Annotated in this window: 21 protein-coding genes; 14 read left to right on the top strand and 7 right to left on the bottom strand. The window is 38.0% G+C overall.

Translation table 11 applies throughout. The features are described from left to right. Positions 1 to 55 precede the first annotated feature (55 nt). The 5 genes from yjbM (at position 56) to ACFXN8_RS08365 (ending at position 5,198) form a co-directional block, all read left to right on the top strand. Positions 56 to 727 (top strand): GTP diphosphokinase, encoded by a 672-nt coding sequence (gene yjbM, locus ACFXN8_RS08385; RefSeq protein WP_376071409.1) that lies wholly within the window; start codon positions 56 to 58, stop codon positions 725 to 727. Continuing rightward, positions 724 to 1,518, top strand: coding sequence for an NAD kinase (locus tag ACFXN8_RS08380; RefSeq protein WP_376071412.1), 795 nt, complete (start codon positions 724 to 726; stop codon positions 1,516 to 1,518). The genes yjbM and ACFXN8_RS08380 overlap by 4 nt, the downstream gene beginning before the upstream one ends. 1 nt (position 1,519) lies before the next feature. Continuing rightward, the gene (locus ACFXN8_RS08375; protein WP_386844356.1) at positions 1,520 to 2,428 is read left to right on the top strand and encodes an RluA family pseudouridine synthase; all 909 of its coding nucleotides are present in this window, start codon (positions 1,520 to 1,522) and stop codon (positions 2,426 to 2,428) included. Between the two features lie 942 nt (positions 2,429 to 3,370). Next, positions 3,371 to 4,747: a magnesium transporter gene (gene mgtE / locus ACFXN8_RS08370; RefSeq protein WP_386844270.1), complete on the top strand. Its 1,377-nt coding sequence runs from the start codon at positions 3,371 to 3,373 to the stop codon at positions 4,745 to 4,747. A gap of 43 nt (positions 4,748 to 4,790) precedes the next feature. Next, positions 4,791 to 5,198, top strand: a complete 408-nt coding sequence (locus ACFXN8_RS08365; protein ID WP_386844268.1) for a hypothetical protein — start codon at positions 4,791 to 4,793, stop codon at positions 5,196 to 5,198. Positions 5,199 to 5,262: 64 nt separating this feature from the next. On the opposite strand, the gene ACFXN8_RS08360 is transcribed toward ACFXN8_RS08365, so the two are convergent. Next, on the bottom strand, positions 5,263 to 5,787 hold the full coding sequence (locus tag ACFXN8_RS08360; protein WP_079559573.1) for a CotY/CotZ family spore coat protein: 525 nt from the start codon (positions 5,785 to 5,787) through the stop codon (positions 5,263 to 5,265). Between the two features lie 133 nt (positions 5,788 to 5,920). Between ACFXN8_RS08360 and ACFXN8_RS08355 the strand changes: the two genes are divergently transcribed. The 6 genes from ACFXN8_RS08355 to ACFXN8_RS08330 all read left to right on the top strand — a co-directional run bounded on the left by ACFXN8_RS08355 (position 5,921) and on the right by ACFXN8_RS08330 (position 8,897). Continuing rightward, positions 5,921 to 6,325, top strand: a complete 405-nt coding sequence (locus ACFXN8_RS08355; RefSeq protein WP_376071423.1) for a hypothetical protein — start codon at positions 5,921 to 5,923, stop codon at positions 6,323 to 6,325. Then, a complete protein-coding gene (gene spoVAC, locus ACFXN8_RS08350; protein ID WP_376071425.1) occupies positions 6,325 to 6,780 on the top strand; it encodes a stage V sporulation protein AC in 456 nt (151 codons plus the stop codon). The genes ACFXN8_RS08355 and spoVAC overlap by 1 nt, the downstream gene beginning before the upstream one ends. Then, the gene (locus tag ACFXN8_RS08345; protein WP_386844265.1) at positions 6,774 to 7,769 is read left to right on the top strand and encodes a stage V sporulation protein AD; all 996 of its coding nucleotides are present in this window, start codon (positions 6,774 to 6,776) and stop codon (positions 7,767 to 7,769) included. The genes spoVAC and ACFXN8_RS08345 overlap by 7 nt, the downstream gene beginning before the upstream one ends. A gap of 16 nt (positions 7,770 to 7,785) precedes the next feature. Then, positions 7,786 to 8,145 carry a stage V sporulation protein AE gene (gene spoVAE / locus ACFXN8_RS08340; RefSeq protein ID WP_376071430.1) on the top strand — a complete coding sequence of 120 codons (360 nt, stop codon included), beginning with the start codon at positions 7,786 to 7,788 and terminating at the stop codon, positions 8,143 to 8,145. 59 nt (positions 8,146 to 8,204) lie between these two features. Then, a complete protein-coding gene (locus ACFXN8_RS08335; protein WP_376071673.1) occupies positions 8,205 to 8,381 on the top strand; it encodes a YjcZ family sporulation protein in 177 nt (58 codons plus the stop codon). A gap of 267 nt (positions 8,382 to 8,648) precedes the next feature. Continuing rightward, positions 8,649 to 8,897, top strand: a complete 249-nt coding sequence (locus tag ACFXN8_RS08330) for a stage VI sporulation protein F (protein WP_376071433.1) — start codon at positions 8,649 to 8,651, stop codon at positions 8,895 to 8,897. Positions 8,898 to 9,035: 138 nt separating this feature from the next. Here ACFXN8_RS08330 and ACFXN8_RS08325 read toward each other — a convergent pair whose 3' ends face one another. The 3 genes from ACFXN8_RS08325 to ACFXN8_RS08315 form a co-directional block, all read right to left on the bottom strand. After that, entirely contained in the window at positions 9,036 to 9,464 is a 429-nt protein-coding gene (locus tag ACFXN8_RS08325; RefSeq protein WP_376071436.1) for a GNAT family N-acetyltransferase, read from the bottom strand. A gap of 3 nt (positions 9,465 to 9,467) precedes the next feature. After that, positions 9,468 to 9,983: a YjcG family protein gene (locus ACFXN8_RS08320; RefSeq protein WP_386844262.1), complete on the bottom strand. Its 516-nt coding sequence runs from the start codon at positions 9,981 to 9,983 to the stop codon at positions 9,468 to 9,470. A gap of 81 nt (positions 9,984 to 10,064) precedes the next feature. Further along, complete coding sequence (locus tag ACFXN8_RS08315) at positions 10,065 to 10,784, bottom strand: alpha/beta hydrolase (RefSeq protein ID WP_386844260.1); 720 nt, start codon at positions 10,782 to 10,784, stop codon at positions 10,065 to 10,067. 112 nt (positions 10,785 to 10,896) lie between these two features. Between ACFXN8_RS08315 and ACFXN8_RS08310 the strand changes: the two genes are divergently transcribed. Continuing rightward, positions 10,897 to 11,478: a phosphatidylglycerophosphatase A family protein gene (locus tag ACFXN8_RS08310; RefSeq protein WP_386844258.1), complete on the top strand. Its 582-nt coding sequence runs from the start codon at positions 10,897 to 10,899 to the stop codon at positions 11,476 to 11,478. Between the two features lie 612 nt (positions 11,479 to 12,090). Here the strand turns inward: ACFXN8_RS08310 and ACFXN8_RS08305 are convergent. Genes ACFXN8_RS08305 through ACFXN8_RS08295 form a run of 3 tightly spaced genes read right to left on the bottom strand, consistent with a single transcriptional unit; the run spans position 12,091 to position 16,843 of the window. Beyond that, on the bottom strand, positions 12,091 to 13,884 hold the full coding sequence (locus ACFXN8_RS08305) for an ABC transporter substrate-binding protein (protein WP_386844256.1): 1,794 nt from the start codon (positions 13,882 to 13,884) through the stop codon (positions 12,091 to 12,093). Between the two features lie 17 nt (positions 13,885 to 13,901). Further along, positions 13,902 to 15,398 carry an ABC transporter permease gene (locus ACFXN8_RS08300; protein ID WP_386844254.1) on the bottom strand — a complete coding sequence of 499 codons (1,497 nt, stop codon included), beginning with the start codon at positions 15,396 to 15,398 and terminating at the stop codon, positions 13,902 to 13,904. 14 nt (positions 15,399 to 15,412) lie between these two features. Then, complete coding sequence (locus ACFXN8_RS08295; RefSeq protein ID WP_376071454.1) at positions 15,413 to 16,843, bottom strand: ABC transporter permease; 1,431 nt, start codon at positions 16,841 to 16,843, stop codon at positions 15,413 to 15,415. Between the two features lie 217 nt (positions 16,844 to 17,060). Here ACFXN8_RS08295 and ACFXN8_RS08290 point away from each other — a divergent pair, with 217 nt between their 5' ends. Then, a complete protein-coding gene (locus ACFXN8_RS08290; protein WP_386844252.1) occupies positions 17,061 to 18,800 on the top strand; it encodes an ABC transporter ATP-binding protein in 1,740 nt (579 codons plus the stop codon). 112 nt (positions 18,801 to 18,912) lie between these two features. Continuing rightward, positions 18,913 to 19,530, top strand: coding sequence for a thermonuclease family protein (locus ACFXN8_RS08285; RefSeq protein WP_376071460.1), 618 nt, complete (start codon positions 18,913 to 18,915; stop codon positions 19,528 to 19,530). Positions 19,531 to 19,696 lie beyond the last annotated feature (166 nt).

Below are 19,696 nucleotides of genomic sequence, written 5' to 3'. Positions count from 1 at the left end.
AAACGAACAGACGGTGTTGGTTTTGTTCGATACCGAATGTCGGGAGGTTTTTGCGATGGGACAATGGGAAATATTTTTAAGTCCTTATAAACAAGCAGTAGATGAGTTAAAAGTAAAATTAAAGGGTATGCGTTCACAGTTCGGTATTGTTAATGCAAATTCACCAATTGAATTTGTGACAGGACGTGTAAAGCCTTTAGCAAGTATATATGATAAAACATTAGAAAAAGGACTTTCCTTTGAGCCCTCTAAACAGCTAGGTGACGAGCTGGGGGATATCGCAGGCTTACGTATTATGTGTCAATTTGTAGATGATATATCAACAGTTACGGAGCTAATACGGCAACGTAAAGATATGCGTGTAGTGGAAGAGCGTGACTATATTACACATAATAAGCCAAGTGGCTACCGCTCATACCATATGATTGTGGAATATCCTGTAGAGACGATACAGGGGAAGAAAGTGGTATTAGCTGAAATTCAAATAAGAACATTAGCCATGAATTTCTGGGCATCTATTGAGCATTCTTTAAATTATAAATATAAAGGCATGTTCCCCGAGGAAATTAAAAATCGCCTTCAAAGTGCAGCAGAGGCCGCTTTCCGATTGGATGAAGAAATGTCGTCCATTCGTAGTGAAATCCAAGAAGCGCAGGCCTATTTTAGTGAATATAAAGAAGCATCGAATCCTAATTTATTATCGGAGAAGGAGCGTGACTTAAAATGAAATTTTCCATTCAATCACGTAGAGATGCACAGTCGAACGAATTAATGGAGCTAGCCAGAACATATTTGCAAGATTTTGGGTTAACTTATGATGAAGAGGCTCCTGAAATCGTAATCTCTATTGGAGGAGATGGCACTTTACTACATGCCTTTCATCGATATGCTCATTTGCTAGATCAGGTTGCCTTCGTAGGTATTCATACGGGACATTTAGGATTTTATGCGGATTGGAAGCCATCTGAATTAGAAAAGCTTGTTTTATCCATTGCCAAAAAGGACTTTAACGTTGTGGAGTATCCACTACTAGAGGTAAAGGTGGAGCATCATAATGCGGAATCCAATACGTATTTAGCGCTAAATGAAGCAACTGTGAAATCACCTGATGTCACGCTTGTTATGGATGTGGAGTTAAATGGTAATCAGTTTGAACGTTTCCGTGGAGACGGTCTTTGTGTATCAACGCCTTCTGGTAGTACAGCTTATAATAAAGCCCTCGGTGGAGCAATTATTCATCCGACTTTAGCGGCACTCCAAATTACTGAGATAGCATCTATCAATAACCGTGTCTTCCGTACAGTTGGCTCACCACTCATTTTACCAGCACACCATCACTGTGTTTTACGTCCAGTAAATGAACAAAACTTTAATATGACAGTCGATCATTTACAAGTCACGCAAGGCGATGTGAAGTCGATTGCATTTAATGTAGCAAATGAAAGAGTGCGTTTTGCACGTTTCCGTCCATTCCCATTCTGGGAACGAGTACATGAATCATTCGTGGCCAATGAGTAAAATGGATACAAGGTTTACACTGCATTTTATAGCAGAAAAAGAAGGCCAACTACTAAGGGAGGCCTTAGCAGAATGGCGCATCTCCAAGCGAGCTTTAACGGCTATTAAATTTGATGGAGGCTTTCTGACAGTAAATGATGTCGAACGCAATGTTCGACATCCTCTCCATGTCGGGGATCGAGTTGAAGTTACATTCCCTCCTGAAGAAAAAAGTGAGGGGCTCACTGTTGAACATGGTGAACTTTCTATTATTTACGAAGATGAAGCAATTTTAGTGCTAAGTAAGCCGGCACATCAAAGTACGATTCCTTCGCGTGAGCATCCAACAAATAGCGTAGCGAATCTAGTGTGTGGCCATTTTCAGCAGCAAGGTCTAGCATCAACAGCTCATATCGTCACGAGACTTGATCGTGATACTTCTGGCTTGCTATGCATTGCCAAACATGCTCATATTCATCATTTAACGGGACTTGCACAGCGCAGTGGAGAGATTTCTCGACAATATGAAGCGATTGTACATGGACATGTGGCACAAGATGTACAATCAATCATCGCTCCTATTGGACGCAAGGAGACGAGTATCATTGAGCGAGAGGTGCGTGAGGACGGTCAATTTGCGCATACAGATGTGACCATTTTAAGGCACTTTTATTTACAGGATGAACCGATGACACATATACAACTAAAGTTGCACACTGGGCGAACACACCAAATTCGTGTGCATATGGCCTATATGGGACATCCGCTTGTTGGAGATGAACTTTATGGTGGAAGTCGCGAGCATATAAATAGACAAGCCTTACACTGTGTGTCCTTAAAGATGCTTCATCCTTTGACAGGTGAAAGGTTACAATTTACAAGTAACGTAAATGAAGATATGCAGCGATTATTGAATGACTCCTTAATTTGAAGTTCGGCTATTATTTTTCAAAACCTATCTATGAAGAGTGAAAACTATTACTGAATATGTTATATATGTAAGGAGATGTTCGCACAAACGGGCATCTCTTTATCATTTTACTTTCTATAAAAGTAATAAGTTTTTCTTAACAGCACGTTAACAGAAAAGAAAGTGTTCGTAGGATATAGTTAAGTAGAGGGGTATTATCTGTGCGAAAGCGTAGCGACAGCAACAAATGTTTTAACTGTGCGAAAGCGAAGCGACAGCAACAAATGTTTTAACTGTGCGAAAGCGAAGCGTCAGCAACAACAAAGCGCCCAGTCGGAACGGAAATCAACCACACGTTATGGTAACGGGTGAAAAATAGAAACATTTACCTGCAGATTTATCCAATTAGATAGTGGTAATGATGTAGGTTGCTATGTAGTAAAAAAAGGGTTTGCAGAAAAGGTACAATACACTCTATTATATATAGGGTAGATTTACGGAATTGCCCGTATCAATGATTTAACTTATTTCAGCAAATGTTTTCTGTACAGAAAGCAAAGCGACAGGTACAAATGAATTTACTTTTCGGCGGTTGGTCAAACACCCGCTGAAATAGAGGAACTCAGTCTAAGAACGCCACGTCCTGTGGCAACGACTGAGTGACCAACTTCGGTGCTGCTGACGCTGCGTTAGCACTACGCTTTCGCGCAAAAAACATCTGTTGGCCTAAAGCCTCCGGCGGATGTCACTGAATCGGAAAGGAGTTCTTAGGGGATGTTAGCCTAAAATCATCGCATCCATGCGATAACGGCTAACTGACCTGCATCGGTAAAAACGCCACGTCCTGTGGCATTACCGAAATGACCGACATCGTGTCGGCCCTCGTGCAGGCCTAAGCGCAAAGCCGATTCCGGACGCAATTATGCCGAGGAATAATTGATTGCTCGGAAGGAGGGGACAAGCATGATAGAGGAAAGAAATGAAAAGAATGATGTGCAATTCGACGAGGTACGTTTGCGAGAAATGCTCGAAGCACATGATATTAACGCATTCCGCGATGAGTTTTTAGAGCTTCATCCATATGATCAGGCAACGTTTTATGAGAAGGTGGAGCCTGATATACGAAAGATCATCTATTCGTTCTTGTCTCCGACGGAAATGGCTGATATTTTTGAGGCAATCGAAATAGATGATGATGAATACACAGCGTATCTAGCTGAGATGGATCCGTCATATGGTGCTGAAATGCTTTCTCATATGTATGCAGATGATGCAGCAGACGTTTTAAATGAGTTGGATACAAAACAACGTGAAAGCTATTTAGGCATGATGGATGATGAAACAGCTGAAGAGATTAATGAGCTATTAAGCTATGACGAAGATACAGCTGGTTCTATCATGACGACTGAATATGTAGCGATACCAGAAAATTCTACTGTTCGTTCAGCAATGGCAATATTACGGAAAGAAGCACCAGATGCCGAAACCATTTATTATATTTTTGTCGTGGATGAAACACATCGATTAACAGGTGTAATTTCGCTTCGTGATTTAATTATTGCTGATGAGGATACCCGTATACGTTCGATAATGAATGAACGTGTTGTGATGGTGCACGCAGGAGATGACCAAGAAGAGGTTGCTCAAATTATGAAGGACTATAACTTCTTAGCGACACCAGTTATTGACGATAAGGGTGAATTACTAGGGATTATTACAGTTGATGATATTATTGACGTTATTGATGAGGAAGCATCGGAGGATTACTCTAAATTAGCGGGTATTTCCGATATGGATAAATTCGATACAACCTCATTCCAAGCGGCCAAAAAACGTTTACCATGGCTTGTCATATTATTATTTTTAGGGATGTTGACAGCAAATTTGATGGGACAGTTTGAGGCAACGTTAGAACAGGTTGCGTTACTCGCGGTGTTTATCCCACTTATTTCAGGTACGTCTGGAAATAGTGGAACACAGGCACTAGCTGTTGCTATTCGAGGGATTGCGACAGGAGATGTTGAAGAACATAGCAAGCTAAAATTACTCCTACGTGAAGCAGGCACAGGCTTAATGTCTGGCATTGTTTGTGGAGTGATTGTGATCGGTATCATCTATGTTTGGAAACAAGAGCTTATTCTTGGAATGCTGGTAGGAGCGGCGCTTTGTGGTTCAATTTTGGTAGCAACGCTTGCAGGTTCTTTTATTCCACTGCTTATGCATCGCATGAAAATTGATCCAGCTGTTGCATCAGGACCATTTATTACAACGTTAAATGATATTACAAGTATTTTAATTTACTTAGGTTTGGCGACAGCATTTATAAGCAAAATAGGCTGAGAACCAATTTTCTTCCTTTCGCATATTGTAGGAAAAAAGGGAAGTGAGTAATGTGGGTCAAGAGCCACGCTTGTTTATAAAGTCACCATCCTATTTTCTAAATATTTCTAAGGTGCTCCATGAACTTGAATTGGATGAAAGTACGTCAGTGTATAGTAAGAACGGCTATTTCGATGAACAAATGATTGAAGAAAAAGAAGTGGTTGAAGAAGTACAAATAGATCCGTATTTACTAAAGCAACTTCAATTTTTAGAAAAGCCGTTTCGGCAAAAAGCCTATCAACCGTTAATCATATGTTTAAAGGATGGTAGAAATTTACGAGGTAGTGCATCTAATGTACAGACGGATTCATTGATGCTTACTTCTTATGAATTAAAAACACAAGAGCTTATCTATTTTGAGGACATAGAGCAAGTATTATGGCGAGGTAAACAATTACCTACTTTATGAAAAAGGTGTACAGCAGAGGATGCTGTACACTTTTTTTATGTGTAGTGTGTCAAAGGAGAAAAGATTATTCACAAATCCCTAAGTCAACATCAGCAATACATTGCACAGCACAGAAGCATGATAAATCTACAGTGATACAGCTCTCAGTTGAATTCCAATCATCTACTTTACATATTTTTTTCATGTTGACACAGCAGCCATCTCGACTTAATAGATCGACTGTACTTTCACTGGAGTCAAATGAACATAAAGGCTCTAAAACACGCAAGGTAGCGCAGCACTCATCAAACATATCTTCTACACGGAAAAATACGGATGTACATATACATGGATCTGCTGTTGGAGAACTGAAAAATGCTTTAAAAGGAGTACCATCTTTTGTAATTAACATAAATACACGTGTATCTGCATGAGAGCGTGCTGGACTTACAATGCCTCCCAGTGGTTCTAGGAAACAGTTAGCTGTACATGGTTGACATTCTTCTCTCACCGCTTGATTCTGAATGTCTAAAATAGCGCGTACTACGTCACAAACGCAGCCTGCTGAATGGATTGGTCCAATAGGATTTGTTGGCTTGCCACAACCCATATTGTCACCTCCTTTCCTTGTTACTACTTCTACAATATGTGCTTATGAAAAATGGACTCGGGCCTTTGTATATATAGTCAAATGAATAGTTTTTTTATGGTTGGAGAAACTTTAAAGAAAAGGAGGGTAAAACTTGAAGCTATTAGGAATGATGTTACCTCTATTAGTCAGTTTATCGCTTTTAAGTGGTTGCGGTGAAAAAGAAAAATTTATTGTCTACGGTTCACCGGAAAACGAAAAGGAAATTAAAACCATTTTAAAAGAACAGGACTTTGTAGACAAAACAACGGTTATCCAATATGACAATAGTATGCTTGTAGCAGCTCAAATTAAACCATGGGATAAGTGGAAAAAGGCTAAATTAGAGAAAAAGTTGCAAAAGAAATTTGATGAAAAATATCCAAACAAAGATATTTTTGTCTCAGCTGATTATAAAATTTTTTATGAAGCCAATAAAATAAAAAAGGATCAAGTTGAAGATAATAAACTGAAAGATAAAATTAAGAAATTGAAAAAGCTGGCAAAGGAGGAAACATAGTGGAAAAAGAACAATACCAACAATTAGAACAAAATGTCACGCCGAAACCGCCCTATTTTAAGAATGTTGCAAAGGCATTTTTAGTTGGTGGCCTTATTTGTACAATCGGGCAGGCCGTATCACTTTTCTATATCATTTTCTTTGATTTTACCGAAGCGACAGCCGGAAATCCAACAGTTTCAACCATGATATTTTTCGCCATGATTTTAACGGGTTTTGGCTTATATAAGAAAATTGGTCAATTTGCTGGAGCTGGATCAGCTGTGCCTGTTACAGGGTTTGGTAATGCTGTTATTTCTGCTGCCATTGAGCATAGATCTGAAGGGTTAGTACTTGGTGTTGGTGGGAATTTATTTAAGTTAGCTGGATCAGTTGTATTATTTGGTGTTGTCTCCGCCTTTTTTATTGCACTTATTAAATTCATTCTTGTGACGATAGGAGTGGTTTCATGGTAATTGTTTTTCAATCGAAGCCATCCTTAATAGCAGCAGGTGTAGTAGCAGGTCCACTAGAGAAACGCAGTATATTTAGTCAACATTTTGATGCGACTTATGATGATGAACGTTGGCAAATGCAAACAAATGAACAAGGTCATCGAAAAATGGTTGAAGAGGCCTGTGAATTTGCCATGAAAAAAGCGGGTGTGAAAAATACGGACATTGATTACTTTATGGGCGGCGATTTAGTGAATCAAATGACACCGACCAATTTTGCGGCCAGAGACTTAGACATTCCTTTTATTGGACTCTTCTCAGCATGTGCCACCTCTATATCTTCAGTAATTGTTGCGAGCCTTTTAACAGAAGTAGGTGCCGCCAATTTATCGCTCGCTGGTGCATCTAGTCAACACAATGCGGTTGAACGACAATTCCGCTATCCAATCAATTATGGCTCACAAAAGCCCCAAACTGCTCAATGGACGGTAACAGCTGCAGGGTATGCTCTTGTTGGTAAGCATCATGAGGAATATCCTTCTATTGAAGCAGCAACTGTTGGAAAATCGGTTGATTATGGTATGGATGACCCCTTTCACATGGGCGCAGCGATGGCACCAGCCGCTTTTCAAACAATACAATCACATTTAGAGCAGCGAAATCAAAAAATTTACCACTATGATTTAATTTTAACAGGTGATTTAGGTCAACTTGGCATAAAACTTTTAAAAGGAATGTTTGTTGAAAGTGGCATAAAGAGTGAGGAGTTAAAACCTTTACGTGATGCAGGTGCCGAGTTTTATGGACAGGATGAGACATTCCAATCCGGTGCAAGTGGTGCTGGTTGTTCAGCAGCTGTTTTTTTTAGTTATGTGATCCAACAGATGCGAGCAGGTACTTATAAACGAGTACTTCTTGTGGCGACAGGGGCATTACTGTCTCCGCTTTCATTTCAACAGGGCGAGACAATTCCATGTACGGCACATGCGATTGAAATTACAATGAAATGAGGCAAAAGCAATGGTTATGACATTTGTGTTTGCATTTTTTGTAGGAGGCATTATTTGCGCCATAGGTCAATTACTAATGGATTTTGGAAAATTAACGCCTGGACATACATTGAGTACTCTAGTCGTAGCTGGCGCGATTCTTTCCGGAATGGGTTTGTATGAACCACTTATTAATTTTGCTGGTGCCGGTGCAACTGTCCCTATTACATCTTTTGGAAATTCGTTAACACAGGGTGCAATTGTTGAGGCGGAAAAACATGGGCTTGTAGGTGTGTTAACTGGGATGTTCGAGGTGACAAGCTCAGGAATCAGTGCTGCCATTGTTTTTGGCTTTATCGGAGCATTAATATTTAAACCAAAAGGAAATGTTGACTAGACGAATACCCCACCCATTTTTACAACGAAAACATATTATAGGTTGTAGAAGGGAGGGGTATTTTTATGGGATATCAAGGCTGGGGTGCGCATCCGTATGGAGGGCATGCTGATGGTTGTTACGGAGGAGATTATGGCGGCGGATATTATGGCTATGGACATGGTCATAGTTCAACTTTTGTTCTAATCGTTGTTCTATTCATTCTTCTAATCATTGTTGGTGCTACGATCATTTAACTTCTTTCAGCTGAAAAGAAGTTAAAGCCTTCGGCGGATGTCACGGAATCGGAAAGGATTTCTTTGTGCTAGCACAAAGCCGATTCCGGACGCAATTATGCCGAGGCAAAATTGATTTAATTAATGTGACAGTCGATAAGAGGCTTTAGCTTTTCTTCAGAGTGCACCATTATCTGAATAAAGTTTAAAGCCTTCACTAATTTTCAAATGTTTTCATAAATTAATAATGGAAATAAATTTAAATTTTAACTGGATAGGAGGGGGAACATGAATCGCGGGTTTTTTAATTCAATTGAACAAAAAACTGGGGTATCGATGGATGAAATCTTCGCATTAGCAAATGCAATTCAACATGCTGATTTTACAAATGAAAAACAAGTAAGAAAAATCGTACGACGCGTAAGTAAGGTGTCCAATAGACAAATTACGCAAGAACTTGAAGATAAGTTAGTCCAATCTATTATCCAAGATGGTGCTTCACTAGATTTCGATAAAATTACTAAAATGATGAAATAACATGATAGGTTGGTTGAATGGATGTTCATTTATAAATCAACCTTTAAAGTTTTGTAGACAAATAAAAAAAGGGTGTTACGAGATGCCTTAGCATTTTCGTAACACCTATTTGGTCGATTATGCTCCTGCTGAAAGAAGTTAAATCGTTTTTTCCATTGCACGATGTGGGATACCAGCATCCATAAATTCGGGAGATGTTACCGCATAGCCAAGCTTTTCATAAAAAGGAATAGCATAGCTTTGTGCGTGGAGTTTTAGCTTTTTCTTATTCATTGAAATGGCGTGTTTTTCCATCTCTGTCATAATTAAAGCACCTAGTTTTTTGCCTCGCTGATCTTGTAAAATGCAGACACGTTCAATTTTCGCAGCATCGTCCAAGATATTGCGTAAACGTGCAGCACCTACAGGGTCATTGTCTTCGTACATAATAAAATGCGTTGCAGATGCATCCTCAGCATCACATTCTAAATGCAGCGGCACACCTTGCTCTTCAACAAAAACCTGTTTGCGAACTGCAAACGCATCCTCATGTTCTTTTGCAGTTTCAACAATCTTAACGTTATACAAAGATTACTCAGCTCCTGACAATCGGAATGTTTCATATGTTGTCCACGAGCCGTCTTCCAATTGGTATAAAAGATGAATGCGATCAATTGTATCCTTTTCGTTAACACCAGTCATACGTAATTGCCCAAAGATGTCATCATGCTCGGAATCCGTCATTTTTTGAGCAATCGTGATATGTGGTACAAATACGTGTTTTGACTCACCAGAAGGTACTTTTTCTTCTAAAGCTTGGTGAAATGCTGTTAATTGTTCAGTAGGTTCAATGCGGAAATAAATCGCATTTGTTATTGGGAAAAATGAACTTATGCGTAATGCATGAATGTTTAAAGGTGCATATTTGGCAGCAAGCTCATCTAATTGCTTTACGACAGATTGAATATCTTCATCCGTTGCATCGAAGCTGTCTTTTAATGTTATATGCGGAGTAATCTTCGCATAATGAGGATCGTAACGTTTACGATACGTATTCGCTAAATCTTGCAATTTTTTTGATGGAAATGCCACAATACCGTACTTCATAGGCCATTACCTCCCGAAAGTAAACAATTTTTTATTTAAGTATAACAGAAATTTCCGATTTCGTAATTTGATTCGTCCATATTAATTGAAATTTTCAATTAATGCGCGACGTAGATCAGGTTTCCAATATTTCCATGTATGATTGCCATTAAATTCTTCATAGAATATAGAAAATCCTTTGTTTAACATGAGATTATGCAGCTGACGATTTGGTGTTAAAAAATCTTTAATGGTTTTATCCATCGTGACAACTTTATCTTCTTCTTTTCCAACAATATGGTAAATGGAGATTGCGCCTGGATCTTTAAAATTTTCTACAGCTTGCAGAACATCTTCATCAACATACGGTGATTGTAAAATAACCTTGCCAAAAATACTTGGATATTTTAATGCAGCCATTAAGGAAGCGGTTGCAGCCATCGAGTCACCAATGACCCCACGACTCATTCCCATTTGATAGGTTGCATATTCAGCGTCTAAATAGGGCACAAGCTCATGTGCTAAAAAACGAAGATATGCTTCATGTTGCTCTCCACTTGGAATATATTTATGACGTCGATCCTTAATGTCCTTATAAGGAACGAATGCAATGATTAAATTTTCGATTTCATAGTCATCGATAAGTTCATCAGCAAGTTTTGTAATACCTCCAAGCTGGAAATAATCTTTGCCGTCTGATGCAATTAAAATATTATATTTATATAGTGGAGAATAATTTGCAGGAACATAAATATAGAGCAATAATTCCTCCTGTAATGCTTCACTATAGAACTTTAAATCTTGTACAGTTCCCTTATCCAATGATGACACTCCTTCTCATGTTTGTAACGAAATTGTACCATATAGCCAAAGTAAAGGTATAATAGGTTGGGCTAGCACTATTCTAGCAATCAAATCGAAGTGAGGGATAGTTATGCATGATAAAAGTACTCGCATACACTCTGATGAAGTAGCGAAGGCAGCCCAAGCTGCACTCATTCGTCGTGGTGTATCGCTAGGGGATATTGCTGAAATCGTTTATGAAATGCAAAAATCCTATAATGAAGGTTTAACATTAGACCACTGTGTTCATTCTGTTGAGCGTGTATTACGTAAGCGTGAAGTTCAACATGCTTTATTAGTAGGGATTGAATTAGATGAACTTGCAGAGAAAAAGTTATTATCGGCACCGTTACAGCAAATCATAGAATCTGATGAGGGTTTATTTGGTGTGGATGAAACAATCGCACTTGGATCTGTTTTTACATATGGTAGCATAGCGGTAACAACTTTTGGTCACTTAGATAAGCAAAAAATCGGTATTATTAAGAAGTTGGATACAGAACCGGGACATCATGTAAATACGTTTTTAGATGATTTAGTTGGCAGTATCGCTGCTTCTGCCGCATCACGTATTGCGCATCGTATGCGTGATTTGGAAGAAGAGGGCGAGACCTTTGCAGATATTGAGCCCGAAGATCTAGGCCCAAAACCAAAATCACATAATGAGATTTAACTTCTTTCAGCACCCGCTGAAAGAAGTTAAAGCCTCCGGCGGATGTCACGGAATCGGAAAGGAGTTCTTAAAGGATGTTAGCCCAAAATCATCGCATCCATACGATAACGGCTAACTGACCTGCATCCAGCAGGCCTAAGCACAAAGCCGATTCCAGACGCAATTATGCCGAGGCATAATTGATCAGAGTATTACTATAGATAACAGAGCAGAGCTTCTTCAATAATTTGAGGAGGCTCTGTTTATGTTGTAAATAAAATAGGGCTTTTTGGCAATGCGAGGGGTTGATTTCCGTTCCGGCTGGGCGCTTTCCTGGGGGCGTCCGATGAGCCGCTTCGCTTCGCTGCAGGGTCTCATCTGTGACGCTGATCCCCGAGGAGTCGCCCAGCCTCCACTCCAATCAACCACTTCACTCAGCATGTACCTTATGACACGACTCTCAATTTTAGTGATAAGTGATGGAACGGGACTTCCAACACAACATTCACAAAAATATTCATAACCATTTTTTTTCAACATTATGAACAGAACCTCCTCAATAATATGAGGAGGTTCTGCTTTTTAGTATGCTTAGCCGATTGTTTTGTATACTCACACACTGAATTTTAATAATTAATCGTTATAGGCTTTTAAATATTCTTTTACTTTTTTACTGTCTGCTTCAAGCTTTAACCCTGTATTAACTAGTGGTGAAAGAGTGGATACAGCAGGTTTTTTATTGCCTTGATAGTAGCTAATGAATTCATTTTGATTAATAGAGTAAAGAATTGCTTTACGTAGGTCTACTGAATCTGATACAGCGCGACCAGATGTATTCATTTGTAGATAGGATACTGCATTACTATCAGCAGTGTTTAACGTTAGTTTAGTATCTGATTTTACAATGTCTAGCTTTGTTTCTGGTACTGTCTGGAGAACATGGATTTCACCATTACGTAATGCGGATAAAGCACTATCGATATCAGCGATAAAACGAACATTAATTTTTGCGATCTTCGGTTCATATTCACTACCTACACGGTAAGCCGGATTTTTCACAAATTGTGCTTCATAATCATTTTTCTTCACAAGAATGTAAGGGCCACTTGCATAAAGATGGTTGTTGTATGTTGCTGTGCCTTCCGTTACTGTAGCTTGATCACCATAGGCGATATCCTTATCTGGATTATAGCTTGCTACATCATATGTGTTAATGCTTGTTACTTGTTTTTCAGATACGATACCACCAGATTGGTGTGCTAAATAATTTAATACTTGTGGGAATGGTGTTGGTGTTGTAATTTTAACAACCTGGTATGCTCCAGATGCATTATTAACAGTCCCTTTGTCTTTTGCTAATTGCGTTACAGAAGCAGGGAGGTTTTGAGATAATGCATCTAATACAGACTGATCAGAGCCTGCAATTTTTTTCTTTTGTAATTCAGCTAAGTCCGAAACGATTTCGACTGTTTCGATATTTTCATGAAGACTATATGTGCGATGATCTGGCACTGATTTTGGATTTTTTGCACGATTTAATGAGAATACAACGTCTTCTGCTGAAACCAATTCACCTGTATCAACAGCAGCACCATCTTTTACAGCAGCGAAGTTAATATCATCACGTAAAATGAAATAATATTCTTGGTTACCTTCAGCAATAGCATGATCATAAGATAATGAACCATTAGAAACGACTTCATCTGTATCTGTTAAGTTTACAAGTCGTACATACATATTTGTATTTAATGTATTAATAGAACCGTCATTCCCTTTAATAGGATCAAGAGATGTTAACGAATCTATTGTTTGATGTAAAATCAACGGTTCAGTTGCATTTTTGGATGAATCATTAAATTCTATACTTTCCCATACTTGCGCACGGGATTTTGGTAGATGTACAGTTTTTGGGTTTACTAATTCAGAGTAAATTCCTTGATATTTATTTGAAATATATAACGGCGCAATATATGCTTGATCGAATACTAGGAGCTGTTCTAATTCTTTATATTTTGCAGTGGCTTCATCACCTGATAATGTACTTGCTTCTTCGATGAGAGCATCTAATTTTGAATCAGATACAATACTATAGTCTCCGCCCGTTTTAAATAAACCACGCACAGCATAATCAGGGTTTCCTGTTACTGTTGTCCAGCTCGAAAGCGCTAAATCATAATTGCCAGCATCTTTTTGTGCTGAATATGAACCATAATCAGGTTGAATATTTAATTTAACATCAAAGCCATTTTTAACTAGTTGATCACGAACAATATTCATATCTTCCTCAGAAGCGGCCATGCCTAAAACTTCAATTACTTTTTTACCTTTGCCTTTGGAATCTTTACTACCTTCTACGTCAGTTTTTGTTTGTACACAGCCTGCTAATGCTAATACTGCTATGAATAAGAAGACAAGTAATCTTTTCATGTAAGAACCTCCATTTATTAATTTGATTTTGGATCTAAAGCATCTCGTAACCCATCACCTAAAAAGTTAAAGGAAAGAACGAGAAGCATAATACAAAGACCTGGGAAAATAGCGACATAGGAATGTGTTTCCAGGTACGTACTACCAACTTTTAGAATATTGCCCCATTCAGGAATGTGTGGCTCAATGCCGAGCCCTAAAAAACTTAAACTACTTGTTGAAATCACAGCACCACCAATGGTTAATGTTGCTTTGACAATCATAGGTGCTAACGAGTTAGGAACAATATGCTTAAAAATGATTGCAGCATCAGATGCTCCTAATGCTCTGGCTGATTCCACGAATTCGAAATTAGAGAGCTGCATGACATTAGCGCGCATCGTACGAGCATACGTTGGAATTGCGCCAACACTTAGTGCGATGATTAAATTCATGGTATTGGCACCAAACGCTGCGATAATGGCAATAGCTAGTAAAATTCCAGGAATGGCATATAAAATATCAAGACTACGCATGATTATATTGTCAGTCGCTTTCCCATAATAACCAGAAAATGCACCAAGTGTTCCGCCGATTAATGCAGGTATAATGGTTGAGAAAAGTCCGACAATAAGCGATATTTGTGCACCGAAAACAATACGAGAAAATAAATCACGCCCGTAATTATCGGTGCCTAGTGGATATTCTAGCGTAGGAGTTTGTAACAATGCTCCATAGTTATTTTCAATAGCGAAGTCATAGTCAAATGTCCAAGAGCTTGTCACGGATAAAGAAAACATAAATACGATGAAAAATAACCCGAAAACGGACATCGTATTGCGTAAAATCTTCTCCCAAATTCTTTGCCATTTTTCAATGGTAGATAGATTCGCCTTTCGAGCTTTTTGAATAAGGCTATACCCTAGCAATGTTGCAAATAGATTGCCAGTCAAAGAGGCAAAAAGGAGCAAAATGCCAGGTAACAGCATCCATTTCGGTGCAGCCTTGGAAGTCACAAATTTAGTACATAGAATTAACATCACGATATAAAAGATTGCAAGGAGTAAGAAAAGACCCATTGCTAGTAAAAACGTATCTGTAACATACGGTTTAAATAAGTTCAGTGCTGAAATACCGATAATAAAAAGCTGAGTGATCAATGCATAAGCAGCAAAAGTATATTCGGCTGTCTTACTTTTTGATACAAGCAAAAAAGCAAAAGATGTAGAAAAAACATTGCCAGAGACGATTGTCAATAATAGAGGATACCCAAGTAATCGAGTGCTTTTTTGTATGTCATTATGGCTTGCTAAATCTTGTTTAATTCGTAAAGTTAGGAAACCGACATAAGCTGTCGTAATCGCATAAATTAAGAAAAAAATGAAGACAATTGGTCGCCAACTTTGAGTAGAAAAATTATAGCTATAGGCTAGAAATAATAAAGAAAACAGTAAGGAAAAGACAAATGTAAAATGTGAATTGACATATTCCTGTGTAATCTTCAAAAGTAGTTTGACATGTAAGCTGTTTTTCATTGGTGATCCTCCCTTTAAGACTTCTTCATTTTCGAGCGAATACGTGGATCGAAAAAGGCATACAAAATATCGATGAATAAATTAACAATCGAAATTGTGATCGCAATATAGACGACCCCACCAAGGATAGCTGGAATGTCCGGAATAAACTGCTTGTCAACAATATAACTACCGATACCATTAATATTGAAAACCTTTTCTGTAACAGATGCCCCACCTAACATTCCACCAAAGAGAAGTCCAATCACCGTAATAATCGGAATCATGGCATTGCGAATAGCATGCTTTGAAATCACTTTAAATTCATTCAAGCCTTTAGCTCTAGCTGTAATAATGTAATCTTCATGTATCACCTCAAGCATACTGGATCTGGTCATACGGGCAATGGAAGCCGTAATGGATGTTCCTAAGACAATGACAGGCATTATTAAAGATAGCCAGTTTTGAGGATTAAATGTAGCTGGGAACCATTGTAGCTTTAAGGCAAACGTTAAAATAAATATCAATCCTTGCCAAAAGCTAGGAATGGATAATCCAATCAAGGCGATGAACATAAATGTATAATCCAAATATGAATTTGGACGAACAGCGGATATAATGCCGACTGGAATAGCAATAGCGATAGCCATTAATAGTGATAGGATAGCTATTTCAAGTGTGACAGGAAATTTGTTTACAATGCTATTTGTAATATTTTCTTTCCCTGCAAAAGAAGTACCTAAATCAAATGTGAAGAGACCAGATAATGAATTCCATAACTGAGATAAATAGGGCTGATCCAAACCATGAATATGATTAAAGTTAGTTATTTGCTCAGGCGTTGCCGTAACACCAAGTAAGTTTCTTGCTGGATCGAAAGGTGACAAATACAAAATTGTAAACACTAGTGTTGCGACACCTACAATAACAATGAAACTTTGTAGTATTCGTTCAATGGCAAATCGCAGAAATGGATTCGCAAACAATAGAAGGGCTACATAAAATAAAACAGCCGGTAAAAAAGTAAGGGCCACAAAGTTTTTATTTTTAAGTTGTTGACTAAAAAATTGTAAATAGGATGGATCTTCTAAATCATCCTTCAATAAATCTTGCTCTACTAACTGCTGAATTTTTGCTTCTGCTAATTTCGAAGCAGTTTCCTGTAATTGTTTTTCTGACACACATTCTTGAAAGAATTTAGCTTTGGCTAATTCTTGTTCAGCAAATGTAACTTGCCATTGTGTGAACAAACCCTTTTCTTTGTAGTACTGACTTCGTTGCTCAAAAGCTTGGCGGTATTGGTGTGAATATTTTCTTTTCCGATAAAATAAGTATGTAAATGGGTGTACTAAAATACTGAAAAGAAAGAGTAGCGCATTGTATGATTTATGGTGCATGAGCTTTTGATAAGCTGAAAAAAAGAATACATGTTCCTTAGTTGTAGAACGAGCTTTTGAAATAACCATGCATTTCCTCCAGACGTAAGTAAAATAATAGATTTTAAAGGTGGACAAAACAACATCAACACACGCTTAGCTGACTCATTTTTTGTAAGGTCCTATTGAACAAATAGCAGGGTGAAAGATTCAGTATTATTATATTGTATAATTCCTATCGGTATTGTAAAGTATGGGTTATACTAGTAATTAAGTCAATCACAAAATTTACAAAAGGATGGATTGAATGAGTGAAAAGCTTCTAGAAATAAGCGATCTTCGTGTATCTTTTATTACGGGAGAGACAGAGTTTGAAGCCGTTAAAGGCGTTGATTTTCATCTAAATAAAGGTGAAACACTCGGAATTGTAGGAGAGTCAGGTAGTGGGAAAAGTGTAACGGCTCGTTCAATTATGCGTCTATTGCCATCACCACCTTCATATCTAAAGTCAGGAAATATTTTGTTTAAAGGACAAGAGCTTACTTCATTGGGCGAAAAACAAATGGAGGCAATCCGTGGACAAGATATCAGTATGATTTTTCAAGATCCAATGACATCGACAAATCCAACTATTCGTATTGGAGAACAAGTGGCTGAAAGTTTAATAAAGCATCAGTCCATGTCTAAAGCTGAGGCTTATAAGCAAACAATAGAGTTATTAAAGCTTGTAGGTATTCGAAATGCAGAAGAACGATATAAACAATATCCGCATGAGTTTTCAGGGGGAATGCGCCAACGTGTTATGATTGCTATGGCACTTGCTTGTCGTCCATCTTTACTAATTGCGGATGAACCGACCACAGCCCTTGATGTAACCATCCAAGCGCAAATCTTAAAATTAATGCGAGATATGCAAAAAAAGATGGGCACCTCAATCATATTAATTACTCATGATTTAGGTGTCGTTGCTGGCATGTGCGATCGAATTATTGTGATGAAGGAAGGAGAGATCGTTGAGCAAGGTACGACAGAGGAAATTTTTAAAAATGCTCAACATCCTTATACTAAAAAACTATTGAATGCTTTACCAAAGCTCCATGAGAAAAAGCAGCCTAAGCCAGTTACGAATGTACAGCTTGAAATAGATAAAAATAAACCATTAATCGAAGTGGCACATCTTTCAAAGGAATTCGCATTAGGTCATGGTCGAACGGTAAAGGCTGTCAATGATTTATCGTTCCATATATACCAAGGAGAAACGTTAGGTTTAGTAGGTGAATCAGGCTCAGGAAAATCTACGACAGGTCGAACAATTTTACAGCTTCATCAGCCTACGAATGGAGAAGTCTTATATCAAGGTGTACCAATGACAAGACTAACGAAAAAGCAGCTTAAAGCTATGCGTCGTCATATGCAAATTATTTTCCAAGACCCATATTCCTCGTTGAATCCTCGGAAAAAAATAGTAGATATTATTGGGGAAGCTCTAGATATTCATAAACTCGTTAAAACGAATGGAGAACGTCAACAGCGTGTGGAGGAATTACTTGAACTGGTAGGCTTAAACAAAGAACATGCCATGCGTTATCCACATGAATTTTCAGGTGGACAGCGACAACGTATTGGTATCGCAAGAGCTTTAGCAGTGGAGCCGAATTTTATTGTTTGTGATGAACCACTTTCAGCACTTGATGTTTCTATTCAAAAGCAGATTGTCGACTTGTTAAAGGATTTACAGCAGCGCCTTGGATTGACATACTTATTTATTGCTCATGATTTGTCTATGGTTAAGCATATTAGCGATCGTGTAGCTGTCATGTATGGTGGGCAGATTGTAGAGCTTGCAGAAAGTGAGGAGCTGTACGCCAATCCACAGCATCCGTATACAAAAGCTTTATTACACGCAATACCAATTCCAGATCCTACGATAGAAAAGAAAAAATATAGAGATACCGAAAACAAAGACATACAAACAGACTATGAGATAGAAAATAGTCAGCTTGTTGAAGTTTCTCCAAACCATTGGGTAGCTATTGCAGCTACATAACTTGAATGTAGTAGCCTGATATTCTACAATAGAAACATCGTGAAACTTTTAAGGATTCTTTTAGAAGCTTCCTTAAAATGTAATAAAGATGAAGTTGTGAGGGACCTACTACATGAAAATGCAAGATATAAAAACGTTAATTACGAGTGGTACAATCATTCTTGCTGTTGCATTGTATATGATTTTCGGCAGATCACCAGCCCAAGAAAAGGATACAACATCGACTAACCAAGATAGTACTATTTCTATTGAACAGGTTGAAGAAAAAACAGGAAATAAACGCTTTGATGTAGAGTATATTAAAGCATATGATGGTGATACAATTCAGGCGACAATAAATGGCAAGAAACAAAAAATTCGCCTATTGATGGTAGATACACCAGAGATGAATTATAACAAAGGTGAAGCGCAGCCTTATGCTGAAGAGGCAAAGGACTATACAATTAAATTGTTAGAACACGCCAAAAAGGTTGAAGCGGTTTACGATGTTGGACCAGAAACAGATAACTACGATCGCTTATTAGCCTATGTCTTTATTGATGATGTAATGCTACAGGAATCATTACTAAAAGAAGGACTTGCAGCAGTGCGCTTTATCCATAAGCCAAACAATACGTTTGAGGATGAATTTAGAGAAATCCAGCAAGATGCAGAAAAAGAAAAATTAAATATTTGGTCACATCAAAATTACTTCCAAAAAGATGGTTTCCATCCGGAAGTATTAAAATAAAGGTTAACAAACAAGGGACTGTCCCAAAAGGCAATGAAAAATGCTTTTTGAGACAGTCCTTTCTTTATTCAAAATATATAATAGTAAATAAATGGATTCCTTTTACTTCATCAAAATTTACTTACCACGCAAGTTCTACAAAGAACATTATAAGCAGTATGAAAAA

The sequence above is a fragment of the Lysinibacillus sp. NPDC059133 genome, from assembly GCF_042755925.1.
In the GTDB taxonomy this organism is placed as follows: domain Bacteria; phylum Bacillota; class Bacilli; order Bacillales_A; family Planococcaceae; genus Lysinibacillus.
Note: the sequence above shows the minus strand (reverse complement) of the source record. Positions and strands in the feature narration are given on the sequence as shown.